General features: G+C 42.7%; 11 protein-coding genes. 7 read left to right on the top strand and 4 right to left on the bottom strand.

Annotation, left to right across the window (positions count from 1 at the left end; translation table 11 throughout):
• The first annotated feature begins 628 nt into the window (after positions 1–628).
• The 3 genes from AB6735_RS01715 (at position 629) to galB (ending at position 8,670) form a co-directional block, all read left to right on the top strand.
• Positions 629–3,757 (top strand): SusC/RagA family TonB-linked outer membrane protein, encoded by a 3,129-nt coding sequence (locus AB6735_RS01715; RefSeq protein ID WP_370994086.1) that lies wholly within the window; start codon positions 629–631, stop codon positions 3,755–3,757.
• Positions 3,758–3,768: 11 nt separating this feature from the next.
• Complete coding sequence (locus tag AB6735_RS01710) at positions 3,769–5,763, top strand: RagB/SusD family nutrient uptake outer membrane protein (RefSeq protein WP_370994085.1); 1,995 nt, start codon at positions 3,769–3,771, stop codon at positions 5,761–5,763.
• Positions 5,764–5,976: 213 nt separating this feature from the next.
• Entirely contained in the window at positions 5,977–8,670 is a 2,694-nt protein-coding gene (gene galB, locus AB6735_RS01705) for a beta-galactosidase GalB (protein WP_370994084.1), read from the top strand.
• Positions 8,671–8,761: 91 nt separating this feature from the next.
• Here the strand turns inward: galB and AB6735_RS01700 are convergent, their stop codons facing one another.
• The 3 genes from AB6735_RS01700 to AB6735_RS01690 are packed head-to-tail and all read right to left on the bottom strand — an operon-like array spanning position 8,762 to position 12,522.
• Complete coding sequence (locus AB6735_RS01700; RefSeq protein ID WP_370994083.1) at positions 8,762–10,696, bottom strand: sialate O-acetylesterase; 1,935 nt, start codon at positions 10,694–10,696, stop codon at positions 8,762–8,764.
• A gap of 24 nt (positions 10,697–10,720) precedes the next feature.
• A complete protein-coding gene (locus AB6735_RS01695; RefSeq protein WP_370994082.1) occupies positions 10,721–11,467 on the bottom strand; it encodes an SDR family NAD(P)-dependent oxidoreductase in 747 nt (248 codons plus the stop codon).
• A 26-nt stretch (positions 11,468–11,493) separates the two neighbouring features.
• The gene (locus tag AB6735_RS01690) at positions 11,494–12,522 is read right to left on the bottom strand and encodes a LacI family DNA-binding transcriptional regulator (protein WP_370994081.1); all 1,029 of its coding nucleotides are present in this window, start codon (positions 12,520–12,522) and stop codon (positions 11,494–11,496) included.
• Between the two features lie 111 nt (positions 12,523–12,633).
• On the opposite strand from AB6735_RS01690, the gene uxuA reads away from it, so the two are divergent.
• The 4 genes from uxuA (at position 12,634) to AB6735_RS01670 (ending at position 17,444) form a co-directional block, all read left to right on the top strand.
• Positions 12,634–13,860 carry a mannonate dehydratase gene (gene uxuA / locus AB6735_RS01685; protein ID WP_370994080.1) on the top strand — a complete coding sequence of 409 codons (1,227 nt, stop codon included), beginning with the start codon at positions 12,634–12,636 and terminating at the stop codon, positions 13,858–13,860.
• A gap of 130 nt (positions 13,861–13,990) precedes the next feature.
• Positions 13,991–16,171: an alpha-glucuronidase family glycosyl hydrolase gene (locus AB6735_RS01680; RefSeq protein ID WP_370994079.1), complete on the top strand. Its 2,181-nt coding sequence runs from the start codon at positions 13,991–13,993 to the stop codon at positions 16,169–16,171.
• Between the two features lie 26 nt (positions 16,172–16,197).
• Positions 16,198–17,265, top strand: coding sequence for a glycoside hydrolase family 43 protein (locus AB6735_RS01675; RefSeq protein WP_370994078.1), 1,068 nt, complete (start codon positions 16,198–16,200; stop codon positions 17,263–17,265).
• 53 nt (positions 17,266–17,318) lie between these two features.
• Positions 17,319–17,444, top strand: coding sequence for a hypothetical protein (locus AB6735_RS01670; protein WP_370994077.1), 126 nt, complete (start codon positions 17,319–17,321; stop codon positions 17,442–17,444).
• Positions 17,445–17,565: 121 nt separating this feature from the next.
• Here the strand turns inward: AB6735_RS01670 and AB6735_RS01665 are convergent, their stop codons facing one another.
• Positions 17,566–18,183 (bottom strand): hypothetical protein, encoded by a 618-nt coding sequence (locus AB6735_RS01665; protein ID WP_370994076.1) that lies wholly within the window; start codon positions 18,181–18,183, stop codon positions 17,566–17,568.
• Positions 18,184–18,256: the final 73 nt, after the last annotated feature.

The following is an 18,256-nucleotide window of genomic DNA, read 5'->3' as shown; positions in this document are numbered from 1 at the left end:
AAATATACACCAATTGATAGCATTTTAAACGAGCTCAGTAATACAAATACATATCGCTTTATAAAAGCGTTCCTTCTGTTTTCCTGCCTTCCGGTGGTTTTGATGAACATCATTCGCCATTGATAAAATCGCGCCAATTCAGGCGATTGATTTATAATAAATATCCTTTCCCTTATCCATATAAAGGTAAGCCTTGTTTATACTAATAACCAAGTTATAAAGGTTGCGATACCCAATTTTACATATTATGAAACCGATTGTATTTATTTACAAATTTATAGGTTTTTAGGATGGGTAGCTTTGATTGATAACACTACCTGTCTGCTACTAAAAGATTTTGCTTTTCTTCCCCTCAATGATCATGAGATTGTATTTGCATGTTTGTTTATAGCTAATTTAACTTTATTTAGCTCGTTTTAAACTTGTAAAAATGGAATCCCCTTTTTTTTAATAATCACTACACCTTTAACTCAAATGAATAAGGTAGGAAAAAATATATTGCAATCGATTGCATTTTTAAATAAATTCTTCTACTTTAGTCATCTGATTATAAACCAGCCGGATAAATCCCGGCACTGTACACCATAATTAATCTTTTATTAACCTATTTAATTGTACGCTTATGCGAATGACAGTTTACTCAAAAAAAAAGGTAACTGAGTCGTGCAGGTTTCACTCTAAAAGCATTTTTACCATCGCTTTTATGGCCCTGTTGACTCTTTTTTCCTTGTCGCTTTATGCACAAAACATCAAAATTCACGGACGGGTAATGGACTCATCCGGTCAATCAGTTCCCGGAGCCATAATTAAGGTAAAAGGTTCTCAGATTGGAGTAGTAGCCGATGCTAACGGCAGCTTTCAGCTTTCGGTACCTGGCAATTCCATATTGCAAATATCTTTTATAGGCTTTACCAGACAGGAAAAGGCTGTAAATAACCAAACTAACATCATTGTTACATTGGCATCAGAGACAAAAAATTTACAGGACGTGGTGGTAGTAGGGTATGGCAGCCAGCGCCGGGAGGCCGTAACCGGTTCAGTGGCTTCTGTAAGCGGGGCTAAATTGAATGAGGTACCCTCGGCCAATATTGCGCAGGCTTTACAAGGCCGCGTGGCAGGTGTGGAATTGGCTCAAACATCAACAAAGCCTGGCGCCACTATGCAAATCCGCATCCGAGGTACACGTTCTATCAATGCCGAAAACGATCCTTTGATTGTTCTGGACGGAATCCCATTTGGCGGAACTATTGCAGATATCAGTCCGGACGATATTAAAAGTTTAGACATTTTGAAGGATGCTTCTGCAACCGCTATATACGGATCCCGCGGAGCTAATGGTGTAATATTAATTACTACAAAAAAAGGCAGCAAGGGGCAGGAACCGCAAGTATCTTATAACGGTTATTACGGCATTAAAGACGTTATGAAATATCCGATGATGCAAGCCGATCAATATATTGCATTGCGGAAAAGAGCCGGGTTGAATATGAATCCGGGCGCTGACGAAGACCCGACAGGAAAGATAAATACAGACTGGCAGGATTTATTTTATAGAAATGCCGCTGTGCAAAATCATGATATAAGCGTAACGGGAGGTGCAACCAAAACAAGCTACAAATTTGGTGTGGGCTATTATAGGGATGAGGCCCCTATACCCTTGTCTCAATATAACCGTATTTCGCTTCGTGGCTCTGTAGACCAGGAGATAGGTAAGTTGTTCCGTATAGGGTTTACTACTAATAACAGTTACAGTATCACCGATGGCGCCAATTTAGGTATGTATGGTGTTTTAAGCATGTCGCCGATCGCCAATCCGTTTAATGCCGATGGAACTACCAAAAGAGTAGTTACCATGCCACAAGACATTCAATGGGTTTATACCAAAGGAACGATGAATGCATTAGGTGATAAATACATAAACAGAACAAAAGAATTTGGTTCATATAATTCAGCTTATGCCGAAATGAAAATTCCAGGAGTGGATGGATTGAAATACCGTTTAAATCTGGGAGGCAACTATCGTACCGGATACACAGGAAGCTACACGGGTATCGGTGTTTTTAGTTCCGATGTGGCAAATCCTAACACGGCATCAGTTAATAATTCGCTTACCACGCAATGGGCAATTGAAAACCTGCTTTCGTACGATAAAACTTTTGCCCAAAAGCACACTATTAATGTGGTAGGATTATATTCATCAGAGCAAATAAGCTATAACAGTTCATCTATCGGCAGAAAAAACCTTGCCGGCGACGATTTTCAATATTTCAACCTGGGGCAAACCTCAACAGGAAGTAACGATGATATCACAATAGATCCCAACAACCAATCTTATTGGGTTAGTGGCTTAAAGTCGTATATGGCCCGCATAATGTACTCTTATGACGATCGTTACCTGCTGAGTGCTACCTTCCGCAGTGATGCTTCATCAAGACTGGCTGAAGGCCATAAGTGGCACAGTTATCCAGCGGTTTCGGCCGGATGGAACATTCATCGGGAATCGTTTATGCAAGGCCTGAACTGGATCAATTCCCTGAAACTTAGGGTCGGTTACGGGCAAACATCCAACCAGTCTGTAGCGCCGTATGCCACCCTCGGACAATTGAGTGTAAGACCTTATAACTTTGGCGCTACAAACGCCAACGGATATTATGTAACCCAATTGCCTAATAACGCATTAGGGTGGGAGTACTCCAAAACTAAAAACCTGGGATTAGATTTCTCCTTATTCCAAAGCCGACTTTCGGGTACGGTTGAAGGCTATGTTACCAATACCAATGATCTTTTACTTAGCGTAGGCTTGCCTGCTACTTCTGGTGTAAGTAGCTATACCGGGAATGTTGGATCTACACAAAACAAAGGATTTGAGATTTCACTTAACGGAGTGATCTTCAGTAATAAAAATGGCTGGACGTGGGAAACTGGTGTGAATTTATATCGTAACGTTAATAAAATCACCAGCCTTGCATCCGGACAAACACGTGACGAAAGTAACTGGCTTTTTGTTGGGCATCCTCTGAACGTGATATTTGATTATCAAAAGGTAGGGATCTGGCAGGCCAATGAAGCTACCGCGGTGAAGCAATATGAAGGAAGCGGCGGGCAGGTAGGCATGATTAAAGTACTTTATACAGGTGATCACAATCCTGACGGCTCACCTACACGTGTTATTGGGTCTGATGACAGGCAAATTATGAATGCTGACCCTAAATTTCAAGGTGGATTTAACACACGGGTAGCCTATAAAGCAATTGACCTTACAATTGTAGGAGTTTTCCAGAATGGTGGGATATTAAACAGTACCCTGTATGGTTCCAATGGCTATCTGAATCTTGAAGACGGACGACGTGGGCAGATTGCCATAGACTACTGGACCCCGGATAACCCCAATGGCCAATACCCTGATCCTAACGGACCTAAAAATAGTAACAACCCCAAATACGGTTCTACTTCGGGCTATTTCAGCGCCTCTTATATGAAAATACGTACTATTTCGCTGGGTTACAATATAACCGGTAATTGGGCGCAAAAGGCCGGCATAAAAAGGCTGCGTGTTTACGCTACTGCACAAAATCCATTTATATTCTTTTCTCCTTATTACAGTCAGTCAAAATTGGATCCTGAACCTAACTCATATGCAAACGACAACGCAAATATGGCTGTTGCCTATGGATATGGACAACGAAGGCTGCTGACAGTGGGGTATAATACTCCTACAACACGTAACTATCTATTGGGTATTAATGTAACATTTTAAAATATAAGACAATGAAGCGTGTATATACAAACATATTTAGACTAACAGTCTTAACCGCATTCGTCTTAACAGGATGCAAAAAAATTCTGAATGAAAAACCGCGTAGTATTTTTACGCCGGAGTATTTTAAAACACAGGCTGGCGTAGTAGGTGGAATCACCTCATGCTACGCTCACCTGCGATTGATGTATGGTAATGGCTATTTTTTAAATTCAAATGAAATTAGTACAGATGAGGCAACCTGGGGGCAAAATTCCGATGGAAATGTAAGAAGCCTTGATTTTTCAGGTGTAGGAAATATAGATCCATCAACAAGTAATACTGGTATTCTTTGGGGAGCCGCATTTCCCAATATCAATACGGCCAGCGGTGTAATTGAAAATGGCGCGGCCGTGGGTGTTTCCGATGCCCTGATTGCAGAAGCCAGATTCTTCCGCGCGTTTGATTACTTTCTGCTGGTACAAACCTTTGGTGGGGTACCATTGGATCTGGGTGGAGGTGAATTGAAGTTTAACACATCTACCATAAGAACTTCAAAACGGAATACGGTACCAGAGGTTTACACGAAAGCAGTATTTCCGGATCTATTAACCGCGATAGATAAGTTGCCGGCCACCGGGCGTGTTGTTGGTGGGGTTACCAAAACGGTGGCACGTCTTTTCCTGGCGAAAGCTTATTTGACATACGCCTGGTGGCTGCAAAATCCCAGCAATATCCCAACTTTTCCAAGCACACCAAGAACCGATCCCAATGGTCATGATGCGGCATGGTATTTTCAGCAGGCCTATGATGTTGCAACCTCTGCTATCCAGGATCCCGGGACGTTTGGTTTACAGCCCACGTTTTACGACGTGAACATAGCCACGAACGATCGCAATAACGAACTTTTGTTATATGCTGATCACACACAAACCAGCAGCATTTACAACGGCGGCGATTTAGGCTATAGCGGTGGCGGCTTTGGTACCGACAGCTTTGCACAATGGTTTGAGCAATGGAATTATACAAATATTAAAAGCAGCACTTCCAGTAACAGTTGGACACCTGTAAGCTCTGTACAACGTGCGGCAGTACAGTCATTGGGCCGCCCATGGACAATGCTCGCTCCCCCTCAGGCTATATTTAAAAGTACTTTTGCCGATAAAACGAGCGATTCGCGTTATGACGGTACTTTTGTAACCCGCTACCGTACAAATTTTGTGGAGGCAGCTGTAAAAGTAAATAATGCAACTCCGGCTTATTTGTACAACGCTAACTTTTTGCCGGTAGCCGAAGGTGAGCCAGTACTTACCTTTTTAAATGACGATGTAAATGGTGTGGATTATTCCAATTCACAATTTAAAAGCACGGTTGGTGCCGGAGTATTACCTGGCCGGGCAGATTTTGTAATTGAACCAAGTGCATTCAGCAGAATTTGTTACCCCGGCAACTGGAAACTGGGGCCTTACCGTACAGATAATAATGGTGGTTTGGGTCAGCCTAACGGTAGTCTTACCCGACCATTTCCGGTAGCTAAATTCTCTGAGCTGTTCTTCATAGCAGCTGAAGCCGCGGTTAAGGGCGCTGCTACAAAGGGAGTTGGCGGTACCTACGCAAATGATGGTACTGCGAGAGGGCTCATTAACGTTATTCGCGGGCGCGCTGGGAGATGGCGTTGGGATAATGGCAACAATGTGGCTAAGGTACAGGATAATAGTGCTGCAGTGATAGCTGCTACGCCTGCTTCCATCGATATTAATTATATTTTGACCGAAAGAACCCGTGAGTATTTTGGAGAAGGTTATCGCTGGTTTGATCTTGTGCGTACACAAAAATGGGCCGAATTAAGCAGCACCTTTGTAATTGCAGGCAAAACAAACGCGAATGATTGGAACGATCATACCGTTGGTACATTTACACGTACTATTGCACCAAATTATTACCTGCGTCCTATCCCCCAATCACAATTGGACGGAATGGATATGAGCGCGGCAGATAAAAAGAGCTATCAAAATCCAGGATATTGATTTGTTTATGTATCTGTTGATTAACGATTAAGATTGTACTAATAAGGGGAGGTGAATTCATCTCTCCTTTATTGTTTTTTAATAAAATTACTCATCCGAACCACTTTGTCTGATATGAAATCTTCAGTCCTCATAGTTTTTAACCAGCAAAATATTTTAAAGCGATTTCTTTTTCATCCAAGTAAAATCGGTTTGAATTTTTTGTCCTTCATTTTGATATTAATCCATTTTCAATCCATAGCTCAGCAAAAAGTGATTAATCGGGCAAAAGCGAGAGAAAGGATCAATATCAACAAGGGCTGGATGTTTATGCGCTACAATGGCAAAGCAGACGACCTAATTTATGATGAACGCCCCGCTGTTTTCAACCACAAAGATGACGTCATAGCAGATAGCAGACCGTCTCAAACTGTATTTGAAGGTACTTCCGAAAAAGTATTGAAAAAATGGATACTGCCAACAGCAAATGATTTTATTAAGGATTCTTCAAAGCGTTTTGTACGACCACACGGAAATCCCGGCAGTGGTTTTCCCTTTGTACAAAAGGGCTTTAACGACAAAAACTGGGAAAATATAAACTTGCCTCATGATTGGGCTGCAAAAGGACCTTTTTATAAAGGTGTAGATGCTATTGTTGGCGGTGGCATGGGGCGGTTACCTATCCAGGGTGTTGCCTGGTACAGAAAAAAGATCAATATTGCGGCGGCAGACCGGGATAAGTCCATTTATCTGGAAATTGATGGCGCCATGTCTTATGCTATGGTATGGTTAAACGGCAACCTGGTAGGGGGGTGGCCCTATGGTTACAATTCTTTCAGACTTGATTTAACCCCATACATCAAGTTTGGTCAGGACAATCAAATAGCCATCAGGTTGGATAATCCTCCCAACTCATCCCGATGGTATCCGGGCAGTGGATTATACAGAAATGTCTGGCTGGTTAAAACCCACGCGGTGCAAATAGCGCAATGGGGAACCTTTGTACATACATCAAATGTTTCTGAATCCTCCGCAACTGTGGCCCTGGACTTAAATATCGAGAATAAGGGAGCGATAAACAAACGGGTGAATGTGGTGACAGACATATACAGTTTGAGCGAGAGAGGTAGAAAGTTAAAAAAGATCAGCAGTTTTCCCGAGTCAGCAATTAATCTCGGCAGTCATGCTAAATATTTGGTAAAAAGCCAGGTATTGATACATCACCCGGCTCTATGGGGGCCTCTGCCAAAACAAACCCCCAATTTGTATGTAGCTGTAACCCGTTTATTTGCGGATGGCCGGGCCACTGATACATATGAAACCCAATTTGGTATCAGAGATATCAGGTTTGACCCTGTTAAAGGTGTATTGGTTAACGGAAAGCCTGTTAAAATACAAGGTGTTAACCAACATCATGATCTGGGGGCACTCGGTGCCGCATTTAATTACAGAGCGGCAGAAAGACAACTGGAATTATTGCGGGAACTGGGATGCAATGCGATCAGATTGTCTCATAATCCGCCGGCTCCCGAACTATTGGATATAACAGACCGGATGGGTTTTTTGGTAATTGATGAAATATTTGACTGCTGGGAACAGGGAAAAACACCCTTAGATTTTCATCTCATCTTCCCGGACTGGTACGAGGCGGATACAAGGTCGTTTATCAGGAGGGATAAAAATCATCCGTCTGTTATTGCCTGGAGCTTCGGCAATGAAGTAGGGGAACAATACACGGCAGAAACAGGGGCAGGCGTGGCCAATAAATTAAAAGCTATTGTAAAAGATGAGGACCCAACAAGGCCTGCCACGGCTTCAATGAATTACGCAAAGCCGGAAATGCCGTTTCCGAAGGTTATGGATATTATTTCGCTCAATTACCAGGGCGAAGGCATCCGGGATGCACCGGCGTATGCTCATTTAAAGGGAATTAAAGCGCCACCGTTGTATTCGGCTTTTCATGACAAATTTCCTGAAAAGCTTATCATCAGTAGTGAAACCGCGTCTGCACTGAGTACACGCGGTACCTATATATTTCCGGTATTTAGCGGTTTTAGTGCCCCGGTGAGTGACACCTCAGGTGGCGATCCTAAGAATCAATATGTGAGTGCATATGAGCTGTATACCGCTCAATTTGGTGCTTCGCCCGACAAAGTATTTGCCTCACAGGACAAGCATCCTTTTGTAGGCGGCGAGTTTGTTTGGTCGGGTTGGGATTATTTAGGAGAGCCGACCCCTTATTACGGAGCCCGGAGTTCATATTCCGGTATCATAGATCTCGCTGGTTTTAAAAAGGACAGGTTTTATTTATATCAGGCGCGATGGAGGCCCGATTTGCGATTTGCTCATATTCTGCCGCATTGGACCTGGCCTGGTAGGGAAGGGCAAGTTACCCCGGTCCATGTCTTTTCTTCTGCAGATGAGGCCGAACTGTTTCTTAATGGAAAATCAATGGGGCGAAAAAAGCGTGGTGAGTATGAATATCGTTTCAGATGGGACGAGATAAAGTATGAGCCTGGTGAACTCAAAGTGGTGAGTTACAAGCATGGAAAACCTTGGGCAACAGAAACCGTTAAAACTGCGAGCAATTCAGCTAATCTGCAATTAACCGCCGATCGGGATGAGATCAGGGCGGATGGATCTGATTTATCTTTTGTTACGCTAAAGGTTTTGGATAAAGATGGAAACCTGGTACCACAAGCTAATAATAATATTACCTTTTCCATATCCGGGCCGGCAGAAATTGTAGCCACGGATAATGGAGATCCGACCGATCTGGTGGCTTTTTCTTCAAAAGTTCGAAAAGCATTTGGCGGCATGGCCCTGGTCATTATCCGCTCGAGAAGCAAACAAACAGGTAAATTGATATTGACCGCTAAAGCACCAAACATGAAAACGGCGAGGCTTGTTTTGTCGAGCAGAGATTAATTTAAGATGAGATACATCTTTGCAGTGAAGGAAAATACTTTATCAAAAAGAGCAACCGGTTGGAGAAGGTTAACCGGCTGCTCTTTTTAATTTAAGGTTTGTCCGTCCGGAAAGGAGCGGCGGGTAAACCTTCTTTATTAATCAGGTTTGGATTAACCGGATCATCTGCCCAGGCATAGCGTACATACATCGGGTGAGGCACTTCATCATTTGTCAGTATTATTTTATTGCCCTCAATTTTTGCTTTAGCCCAAACAAATACCTTATCGGCACCCGCTATAGCAAACTCCTGTGGCTCTTCACCATCTTTGGTGGCCAAACCAGAGCCAACTGAATTAAAAACAACGGTGATCTTATGGTCATCAATCGCTGCCGATTGGAAAACCGGTCCGGATGCCACTACCTTATTATCATGATAAGCTGTTTTTTCCGCTGCTAAGGCTAATCTTTGGCCTACTTCCTTTTTTGCATCAGGATGAATGTCGTTCCACTCACCAGCATCAATCGCCACCGCCATAGCTGTGTTTGGAACGGGTAACGAAGCCGCCTGCGCCTCGCGAAAGGCCGCCCACTGGCTTTCGGAAGGCAGATAATTCATATCCATGAAGCCGGGGAGCTGAACAAAAAGAAACGGCGCATCCGGTTTTTGAAATTTTTGCCGCCAATCAGCAATCATTGCTGGTTGTAGTTTGGCATACTGGGCAGGTTTGCCTGTATTTGCTTCCCCCTGGTACCACAGAAATCCCTTAATTCCATAATTAAGCAAAGGGGCAATCATCGAATTATATAATGCAGTTGGCTGATTTTGCGCAGCAAAGCCTCCCCCGCCCGTAGAAGTGCGCTGGGGAACTTTTACGAGGCCAACCTTATATTGCCAGTATCCGGTCAACTCAATCGTGTCGGCTCCGGCAATAAGCTGATAGGGTTTATCAGGCACAAAGCCACCTTTACCGGTGTTATTGGTAACGCGCACTACAAACAGGTTTTTGCCCGGTTTTAGTACCCCACCGGGAATGGTATAACGCCGTTGCGGATACAAATAAGAGGTAGTGCCAACCTGCTTGCCGTTTATATACATGACATCCGCGTCAACAATACGCCCCATAAAAACCTTTGCCTGCGCAGTAAGCATAGACTGTGGAATGTTAATCTCCCTGCGATACCAAACTACGCCATCCAGATTGTGAATGCCCTGGTCTTCCCAATAACCAGGGACGGCGATTCTACGCCATTCTTTTGGTGTGTAAGCCGGATCAAACCACTTTTCTGATAGGCCTTGATCCTGCGGAGGATGCGACCCGGTAGTATTTGCAGGTGTCTTTTTTATTTGGTTAAGGAAGGCTGTGTCTCTGTTCCTCATTACTATATTTTCCAAATCCGGAAAAGTTTTAAGACTTTCATCACTCATCCAGGCCTCAATCGGTGTGCCGCCCCAACTCGAATTAATTAACCCGATAGGCACGTGATATTTTTGATAAAGCGCATCAGCAAAAAAATAAGCAACTGCAGAAAATTCTCTGATATTAGCAGGCTCAGCCTTTTTCCATAAACCGCCGGGTACATCCTGTTGAGGTGCCAGCATGTTGGTGGTATTGGTTACCCAAAAATGCCGGATTGCCGGGTTGTTTGAGCTGGCAATTTCTTTGGCGTACCGGACGCTATGTAGTTCCATTTGGTGAACCATATTTGACTGCCCTGAGCAAATCCATACATCACCGATAAGAATATCGCTTAATAAAATTTGATTTGTTCCGTCAATTTTCATGGTGAATGGTCCGCCGGCTTTCATAGCGGGCAGGGTAACGGTCCATTTTCCGTCCGATGCAGTAATCGTTTTAAATGTTTTGTTATTAAACTTAACAGTAAGTCTTTCTCCTGGCGAGGCCCACCCCCATATTTTTATTTTGGTATCTCGCTGCAGCACCATACCATTGCTGATCAATTTTGGCAACCGCACTTCCGAATGCGAGGTGTATCCTGTAAGCAGAAGCATTGTCAATATGCACAGGCTCTTTATTTTTATCATTATATAGGTTTTTGGATTAATCAATTAAAAACCAACAGAATTACCGCCGTCTACAACTAATATAGTACCGGTTACATACTTAGCAGCGTCAGAAGCCAGGTAGTAAATAGCTTCCGCAATATCGGCTGGTTCGCCCAGCGTTCCCATTGGTGTTCTTGACATTACTTTGTTTTTCCGCTCCGGGTCGTTATTAAGTGCCTGAGCTGACATGTCTGTGGCGATAAAGCCCGGAGCAACGCAGTTGACACGGATGCCTTTCGGCGAAAGCTCTGTTGACATGGCCCGGGTCATACCTTCAATGGCCGATTTGGCTGCCGAATAGGCAATAACGTAAGGTATGCCGTATCTTGATGCCATTGAACTGATATTAATTATGCTTCCGGATTCTTTTTCAATCATGTATTTGATCACCTCCCGGCTGATGACAAAAACCGATGTTAAGTTAGTTTGCAGAACACGCTGAAAATCTTCATCAGTAACATCAAGAAAAGCTTTTTTTTGATTGATACCAGCATTGTTTACCAAAATATCAGGTATGCCGTATTCCTTTATAATTTCATTAATAAGCGCAGGAATACCTGCCAGATTATTTAAATCATATGATTTGTAAATACAAAGGGGGCCAAATTTTGCGACTGCTTCAGCCAGTTTTTGTTCATTGCGGCCAATTATTATAGTTTTAATGCCGCTTTCAACAAACTTCTTAGTTGTTGCCAAACCCAGGCCTGAGGCGCCTCCGGTAACGATAGCAACTTTAGTTTCAGAAATCATTTATTATTATTTAGGTATAAAACAGGTTATTTTCTCAGTGATGATTCCCTTATCAAAAGCTCATAGCGTAAGATAACGCTATGGGCAGGCTGAGCATCATCTTTGTCAATCAGATAATTGATCATCATTTTAGCGGCTACTTCTCCCATTTCATAGCCTTTGTAGTTTACTGTAGTAAGATTTGGTTCAACCACACAACATGTGGGGTCGTTGTTAAATCCAGCAAAAGCAAGTTGCCCGGGGATTTTAATTCCCGCTTGCTTAACCGCTAACATACAGGCAATAGCGCAAATATCGTTTGAAGAAAATACACCATCTGGTAAAGGAGTCATTTGTAAAATTTGTTCGGCGGCGGCAGTACCTGCGGCTGCACTTAAATCGTTAACAATAACAAAACTATCATCAAAAGGCATCCCTCTGTCTTCCAGGGCTTTTTTGTATCCGGCAAACCGATCCGCATAAACGTTTCTTAACAGGTTACCCGTAATATGAACAATGCGTTTACAGCCCTGGTCAATCAAATGCAATGTGATTTCATAAGCCGCTTTAAAATTGTCAATATGAATAAGCGGGCAATTTTCGAGCTCTGTTACCCGGTCAAAGAATATGACAGGAGTTTTTCGTCTGATAAATTCTTTGAAGTGATCAACATCGGTAGTATTATAAGCAAGAGATACCAGCAAACCCTCCACCCGGTTATTTAACATGGCTTCAGCGTTGGTAATTTCCCTTTGCATGGTTTCCAGCGACTGGCTGATGAAAAGGCCGTAATTGGCATTATTTACAACTTTTTCAATGCCGGCAATCACATCCGACATAAAGTTGCTGTTAAGGCGCGGAACGATTACTCCGATAACTTTACTTTTCTTTTTTCGTAAATTACTGGCAAAGCTGTTAAAATGATATCCCATTTCTTCGGCGGTCTTTCTAATCAGCTTTTTGGTGTTTTTGTTAACGCGGGGATGATCTTGAAGCGCCCGGCTCACGGTAGCTGCAGAAATGTGAAGCTTTTTCGCGATATCATAAATTGTTATGTCTTTCCGGTTGTCTGCCATCTAAGTTTTTTTAGTTAACAGGTAAAGATAAAAAAATGAATTAGAATTGCGGAAAAATAAGGCAATCGATTGCCTTATTTTTTTATATTTGAATTTAAGAAAAATACCGTTATGATACCCAATTTAGAGCAGACCTTTCGCTGGTTTGGACCAAATGATCCGGTTACTTTAGAAGCCATTAAACAAACGGGTGCCACCGGAATAGTAACCGCATTGCATCACATACCTTGTGGGGATGTTTGGAGTGTTGATGAGATACAACAAAGGAAAATATTAATTGAGGCGGCCGGCTTCAGATGGTCGGTTGTGGAGAGTGTAAATATTCATGAAAGTATTAAAATTGGTTCGTTTAGGCGGGATGAATACATCAATAAATACATCGAAACACTTAACAACCTGAAGAAATGCGGTATTAATATTGTTTGCTATAACTTTATGCCTGTACTTGACTGGACACGTACGCATCTGGATTATCGTTTAAACAATGGGGCTTCGGCTTTGCGTTTTCATGCGCCCGCACTTGCTGCATTCGATTTGTTTATTTTACAGCGGAACGGTGCTTGTGATGATTTTACTTCTGAACAACAAAAAGCTGCCAAAGTTTATTTTGATAATCTTAGCGAGCAGGAAAGAGAAGTGCTGAAAAATACCATACTGGCAGGTTTGCCAGGTACAGATGAAGTATTTACTGTTGAAGAGTTTAAAGAACACTTACAGAAATATTCAGCGGTTAATGCATTAGCGCTCAAGGATCATCTTGCTTACTTTCTGCGTGCAATTATGCCTGAAGCGGAGCGTTTGGGTATCAAAATGTGCATCCATCCTGATGATCCGCCATTCCCGGTGCTGGGTCTGCCGCGCGTTGTTTGTAGCGAGCAGGACCTGCAAGATGTTGTGAATGCCTGTCCGTCACCGTCCAATGGTTTAACTCTTTGCACAGGCTCACTGGGTGCTAATCCACAGAATGATGTTCCTGGCATTATAGATCGATTGGGCAATCATATTCACTTTTTACACTTACGCAATGTAAGGATTGAGCCCGATGGTAGCTTTTATGAAGATGAACATCTGGCTGGTAATATTGATATGGGCGCGGTGATGAAAAGTGTCGTAAAGGAGCAAATACGGAGAAAATTAGCCGGAAGAGATGACGTTGCTATACCCATGCGCCCAGATCACGGACATAAAATACTTGATGATTACCGCTATGATACCTATCCCGGCTACTCGGTTATCGGTCGCTTGAAAGGACTGGCGGAATTGCGTGGTTTGGAAATGGGAATTAAGCAAGGGATAGAGAGGAGTGAACTCTTCCCTAATGATTCTGTAACGGCCTAATGCTATTGTTATAAATTAAGCAGCTCTTGAAAATATCAATAAACATTTATATATTGGCAATCGATTGCATTATGTGTTTGTAGATAACTTGTCCGAACACCGCATCCAGTTGTAATCTTTAACCTACTTTATGAAATTAGTGATAGTATTCAGAAAAATCTTGTTGACTGTTTTGGCAATTGCAGCAAGTAACAGCGTTAGGGCTGATAACGGCTACAAACTATGGCTGGAATATCATCAAATTACGGATGCCGGTAAGGTGAAAGCCTATACTTCACAATTGGGGAAAGTCTTTTTTTCGGCTAAGTCAGAACAACAGCAGGTTGCCTTCAATGAACTTTCTACCGGATTGGTTGGCACACTTAATCTCAGGCCCATTAAAGTAAGCAGCATAACCGATGGCGAGCTGATTATAGGCACGCGCGACGAATTACGCACTATGAGTCATGTTATTGCACCCGATAGTGTTTTTGAGCGCATAGGCAATGAGGGATACGCGATTAAAAGTGTGGTTATAACCGGCAGAAAAAGGATAGTAGTGACCGCAAATACTGATATTGGAATATTATATGGTGTTTTTGGTTTTTTACGGCTGCTTGAAACGCAAAAGGATCTTGATAAAGTGAACATTATTGATTATCCGCGAACGATGTACCGCATACTTGATCACTGGGATAACCTAAACCGGACAGTTGAACGTGGATATGCAGGTGCGTCTATATGGAATTGGCATAAATTACCGGAGTATATTGATCAGCGGTATATTGATTATGCACGCGCCAACGCCTCCATTGGTATTAATGGTTCTGTATTAAATAATGTAAATGCCAATGCACTGATCCTCACACCTGAGTATTTGATAAAGGTAAAAGCATTGGCAGACGCCTTTCGGCCTTATGGCATTAAGGTTTACCTGTCTGTTAAATTTAGCAGCCCGATAGAAATTGGTAAGCTAAAAACAGCTGATCCACTTAACCTGCAAGTACGGCAATGGTGGAACGATAAGGCAAATGAGATTTACCGGTACATACCCGACTTTGGCGGCTTTTTGGTCAAAGCCAACTCCGAGGGGCAACCTGGGCCGCAAGCTTACGGGCGTACCCATGCAGATGGCGCCAATATGCTGGCAGATGCCTTAGCGCCTCATAAAGGGATTGTGATGTGGCGTGCGTTTGTATATGATAACAATGTTCCCGATGATCGGGCCAAACAGGCTTATAACGAATTTAAGCCTTTAGATGGTAAGTTCCGGCCGAATGTAATTGTTCAGGTTAAGAATGGCCCGATAGATTTTCAGCCACGTGAACCGTTTCACCCATTATTTGGTGCAATGCCCAACACTTCGCTGATGATGGAATTTCAGATTACCCAGGAGTATCTGGGATTCTCCACTCATTTGGTTTTCGAAGCGCCTTTGTTTAAGGAGTGCCTTGATGCCGATACCTATGCCCACGGTAAGGGGACTTCGGTAGCAAATATCCTGGAAGGCAAATACAATCGCAAATTGATAACTGGCATGGCCGGTGTTGCAAATATTGGTTCTGATATCAACTGGTGTGGTCATCCGTTTGCTCAAGCCAACTGGTTTGCATTTGGCAAGTTAGCATGGAACCCTGGTACAAGCTCAGATGAAATTGCGGATGAATGGCTGCGTTTGACCTTCAACAACGATCCCGACTTTGTTAAGCCTATGAAGCGGGTTATGCTACAATCGAGAGAAACTACCGTAAACTATATGACGCCCTTGGGCCTGCACCATATTATGGGGGTCAATACGCATTATGGACCCGGTCCCTGGGTAGATAACGCTGGGCGTGCCGACTGGACAGCTGTTTATTACCATAAAGCAGATTCCAATGGAATAGGTTTTGACCGGACAAGAACAGGTAGTAACGCTGTTAGTCAATACATGGCGCCCGTGCGTGATAAGTTTGAAAATTTGAACACTTGTCCGGACGAATATTTGCTATGGTTTCACCATGTAAAATGGACTTATCCCACAAAATCCGGCCGCAATGTTTGGAATGAATTAATACATAGATATTATTCAGGTGCGGACTCGGTTAAAAGTATGCAGCAAATATGGGATAAGATGGCTTCGAAGGTAGATGCAGAGCGCTTTATAGCCGTGAAGCAACTGATGACCATTCAATATCAGGAGGCGTTGCGCTGGCGTGATGCATGCGTGCTGTATTTTCAAACCTTCTCCCTGTTGCCGATTCCTGCCGGATATGAAAAACCGGCTCATCCGCTGTCCTATTATCGTGACCAAAAGTTTTCTATGCCGCCCGGGATAGGCGGTAATCAGTAATTAAATTACATTAAAATAGTTTTAATATGTTTATTATCAACAGCAAAAGGAAGCTGATGCTGCCGTTCCTGTTCATGCTCACAGTCTATCTTCCAACATCACTCGCGCAATCGAAAAGGGAGTTTTTAACAAAGCCACTTATTAAAAATATATATACCGCCGACCCATCGGCGCATGTATTTAATGGCAAAATCTACATCTATCCGTCGCATGATATAGACGCTGGTATTGCTGAGAATGATAACGGCGACCATTTCGCTATGCGCGATTATCATATCTTTTCGATGGACAAAGTAGGAGGAAAGGTTACGGATCATGGAGTAGCGCTTGATATTAAAGATATACCATGGGCAGGCAGGCAACTATGGGCACCTGATGCAGCTTATAAAAATGGCGTTTACTATTTGTACTTTCCGGTGAAGGACAAGAATGATATTTTTCGTATTGGTGTTGCTACGTCTAAAAATCCATCGGGGCCTTTTAAAGCAGAGCCTGCTTCCATACCTGGGAGTTTCAGTATAGACCCTGCCGTGTTTACAGACACAGATGGTAAAACCTATATGTACTTTGGGGGTATTTGGGGAGGGCAACTACAACGGTGGGCAACGGGTAAGTATGAAACGAATGGATCGAAAACGGATTTACAGCAAGACAATGCACCAGCGCTGAGTTGTAAGGTGGTGCTGCTAAAACCCAATATGAAGGAATTTGCCGGAAAAGTAAAAGATATAGTGATAGTAGATAAGGCTGGAAAGCCGTTACTGGGGAAAGATCATGACCGCCGCTTTTTTGAAGGCTCCTGGATGCATAAATATCAGGGCAAATACTACTTTACATACTCAACCGGCGACACTCATTTCCTGTGCTATGCCATTGGTGATAACCCGTTAGGACCGTTTACTTACAAAGGTGTATTCATGAAACCAGTACAAGGATGGACAACGCACCACTCAATCGTTGCATTTAAAGGCAAATGGTACATTTTTTATCACGATACGGAACTGTCTGGAAAAACGCATTTGCGCAATATTAAAATGACCGAACTCCATCATGACAAAGACGGCGGTATACAGTTAGTTGATACATTTAAATAATTGAAATGGTGTATACGCGCATTTATATCATTAGAAAGCAGCATGTTTTTTGAATGAAAAGCATCAATGCTGCACAACAGTTGCCTCCTGTTTCTCAGGTTAAACCCACTATCATCATCTCTCAGATTGAACTTAAAAATGTCGCCAGCCTGGATGATCATAAATTTAAAGGTTTGTAAAACTCCTCACCGATGTTAAAATGAGGTCTGCACTTACAAAATGCAGACCTCATTGAATTTAAATCGTTATAATTTGATCCGGCTATTGACAAATAAACTCATCGCCTGATCAGGACAACGTTTATAGCAATCGTTTGTAATTGAATGATAGGCTGCCAAAATAGTACCCGCTGGTATTGCCGGGTATATAATCAACGGTATTCAATTGCAGCACATATAATACAGTTGCTTGATGAATGCTTGTGCCTTTAAATAGTACTACATAGCGATCTTTTACAGGAATAAGTCCGTATTGCTTGCTGTCAGTATAGGTGTACCAATTCTTTGTACTGTTTTCCTTACCTTTTGCTGTTGTATCAACAAGCTGTAATGAAGTTGCGAGTATATCCTTTAAAGTAATGGTACTTAATGAGCTACCGGTTATATCTACATAACCTAAAGTATAACCATTGCCAGCGTGGATTTCCTTACACAAAGTACCATCAAAGCTAAGGAGCACCGAATCACCGGCCGCTTTGTTGCTGGCCAGATCGTAATTTACCTTTCCCCCGTTGCTACCAACTATACCTGCAACAGAATCTGGAGTGGTAAAGGTAGCTTTGGTTACGGCATTGAGCGTTAAAGCGGATGTTTTTGTATTGGCAGTAGCCGGACTTTCTGTAATCTGTTTTTTACAGCCCACGAAAGAAATCAATGCGATAAACACGCACAGGACGGGCAGGAATTTATTTGTCTTCATTTTAAGATATTTTAGAATAATAATTTGAGGAATTATGACAGTTGATTAATGCTTTATTTAAGCTGATCTGTCG

The organism is Mucilaginibacter sp. RCC_168, assembly GCF_041355315.1.
Classification (GTDB): domain Bacteria; phylum Bacteroidota; class Bacteroidia; order Sphingobacteriales; family Sphingobacteriaceae; genus Mucilaginibacter.
Note: the sequence above shows the minus strand (reverse complement) of the source record. Positions and strands in the feature narration are given on the sequence as shown.

Coding starts and splice junctions, on each gene's coding strand:
- AB6735_RS01715 (WP_370994086.1), top strand. CDS start 629: ATGACAGTTTACTCAAAAAAAAAGGTAACTGAGTCGTGCAGGTTTCAC.
- AB6735_RS01710 (WP_370994085.1), top strand. CDS start 3,769: ATGAAGCGTGTATATACAAACATATTTAGACTAACAGTCTTAACCGCA.
- AB6735_RS01700 (WP_370994083.1), bottom strand. CDS start 10,696: ATGATAAAAATAAAGAGCCTGTGCATATTGACAATGCTTCTGCTTACA.
- AB6735_RS01695 (WP_370994082.1), bottom strand. CDS start 11,467: ATGATTTCTGAAACTAAAGTTGCTATCGTTACCGGAGGCGCCTCAGGC.
- AB6735_RS01690 (WP_370994081.1), bottom strand. CDS start 12,522: ATGGCAGACAACCGGAAAGACATAACAATTTATGATATCGCGAAAAAG.
- uxuA (WP_370994080.1), top strand. CDS start 12,634: ATGATACCCAATTTAGAGCAGACCTTTCGCTGGTTTGGACCAAATGAT.
- AB6735_RS01680 (WP_370994079.1), top strand. CDS start 13,991: ATGAAATTAGTGATAGTATTCAGAAAAATCTTGTTGACTGTTTTGGCA.
- AB6735_RS01675 (WP_370994078.1), top strand. CDS start 16,198: ATGTTTATTATCAACAGCAAAAGGAAGCTGATGCTGCCGTTCCTGTTC.
- AB6735_RS01670 (WP_370994077.1), top strand. CDS start 17,319: ATGAAAAGCATCAATGCTGCACAACAGTTGCCTCCTGTTTCTCAGGTT.
- AB6735_RS01665 (WP_370994076.1), bottom strand. CDS start 18,183: ATGAAGACAAATAAATTCCTGCCCGTCCTGTGCGTGTTTATCGCATTG.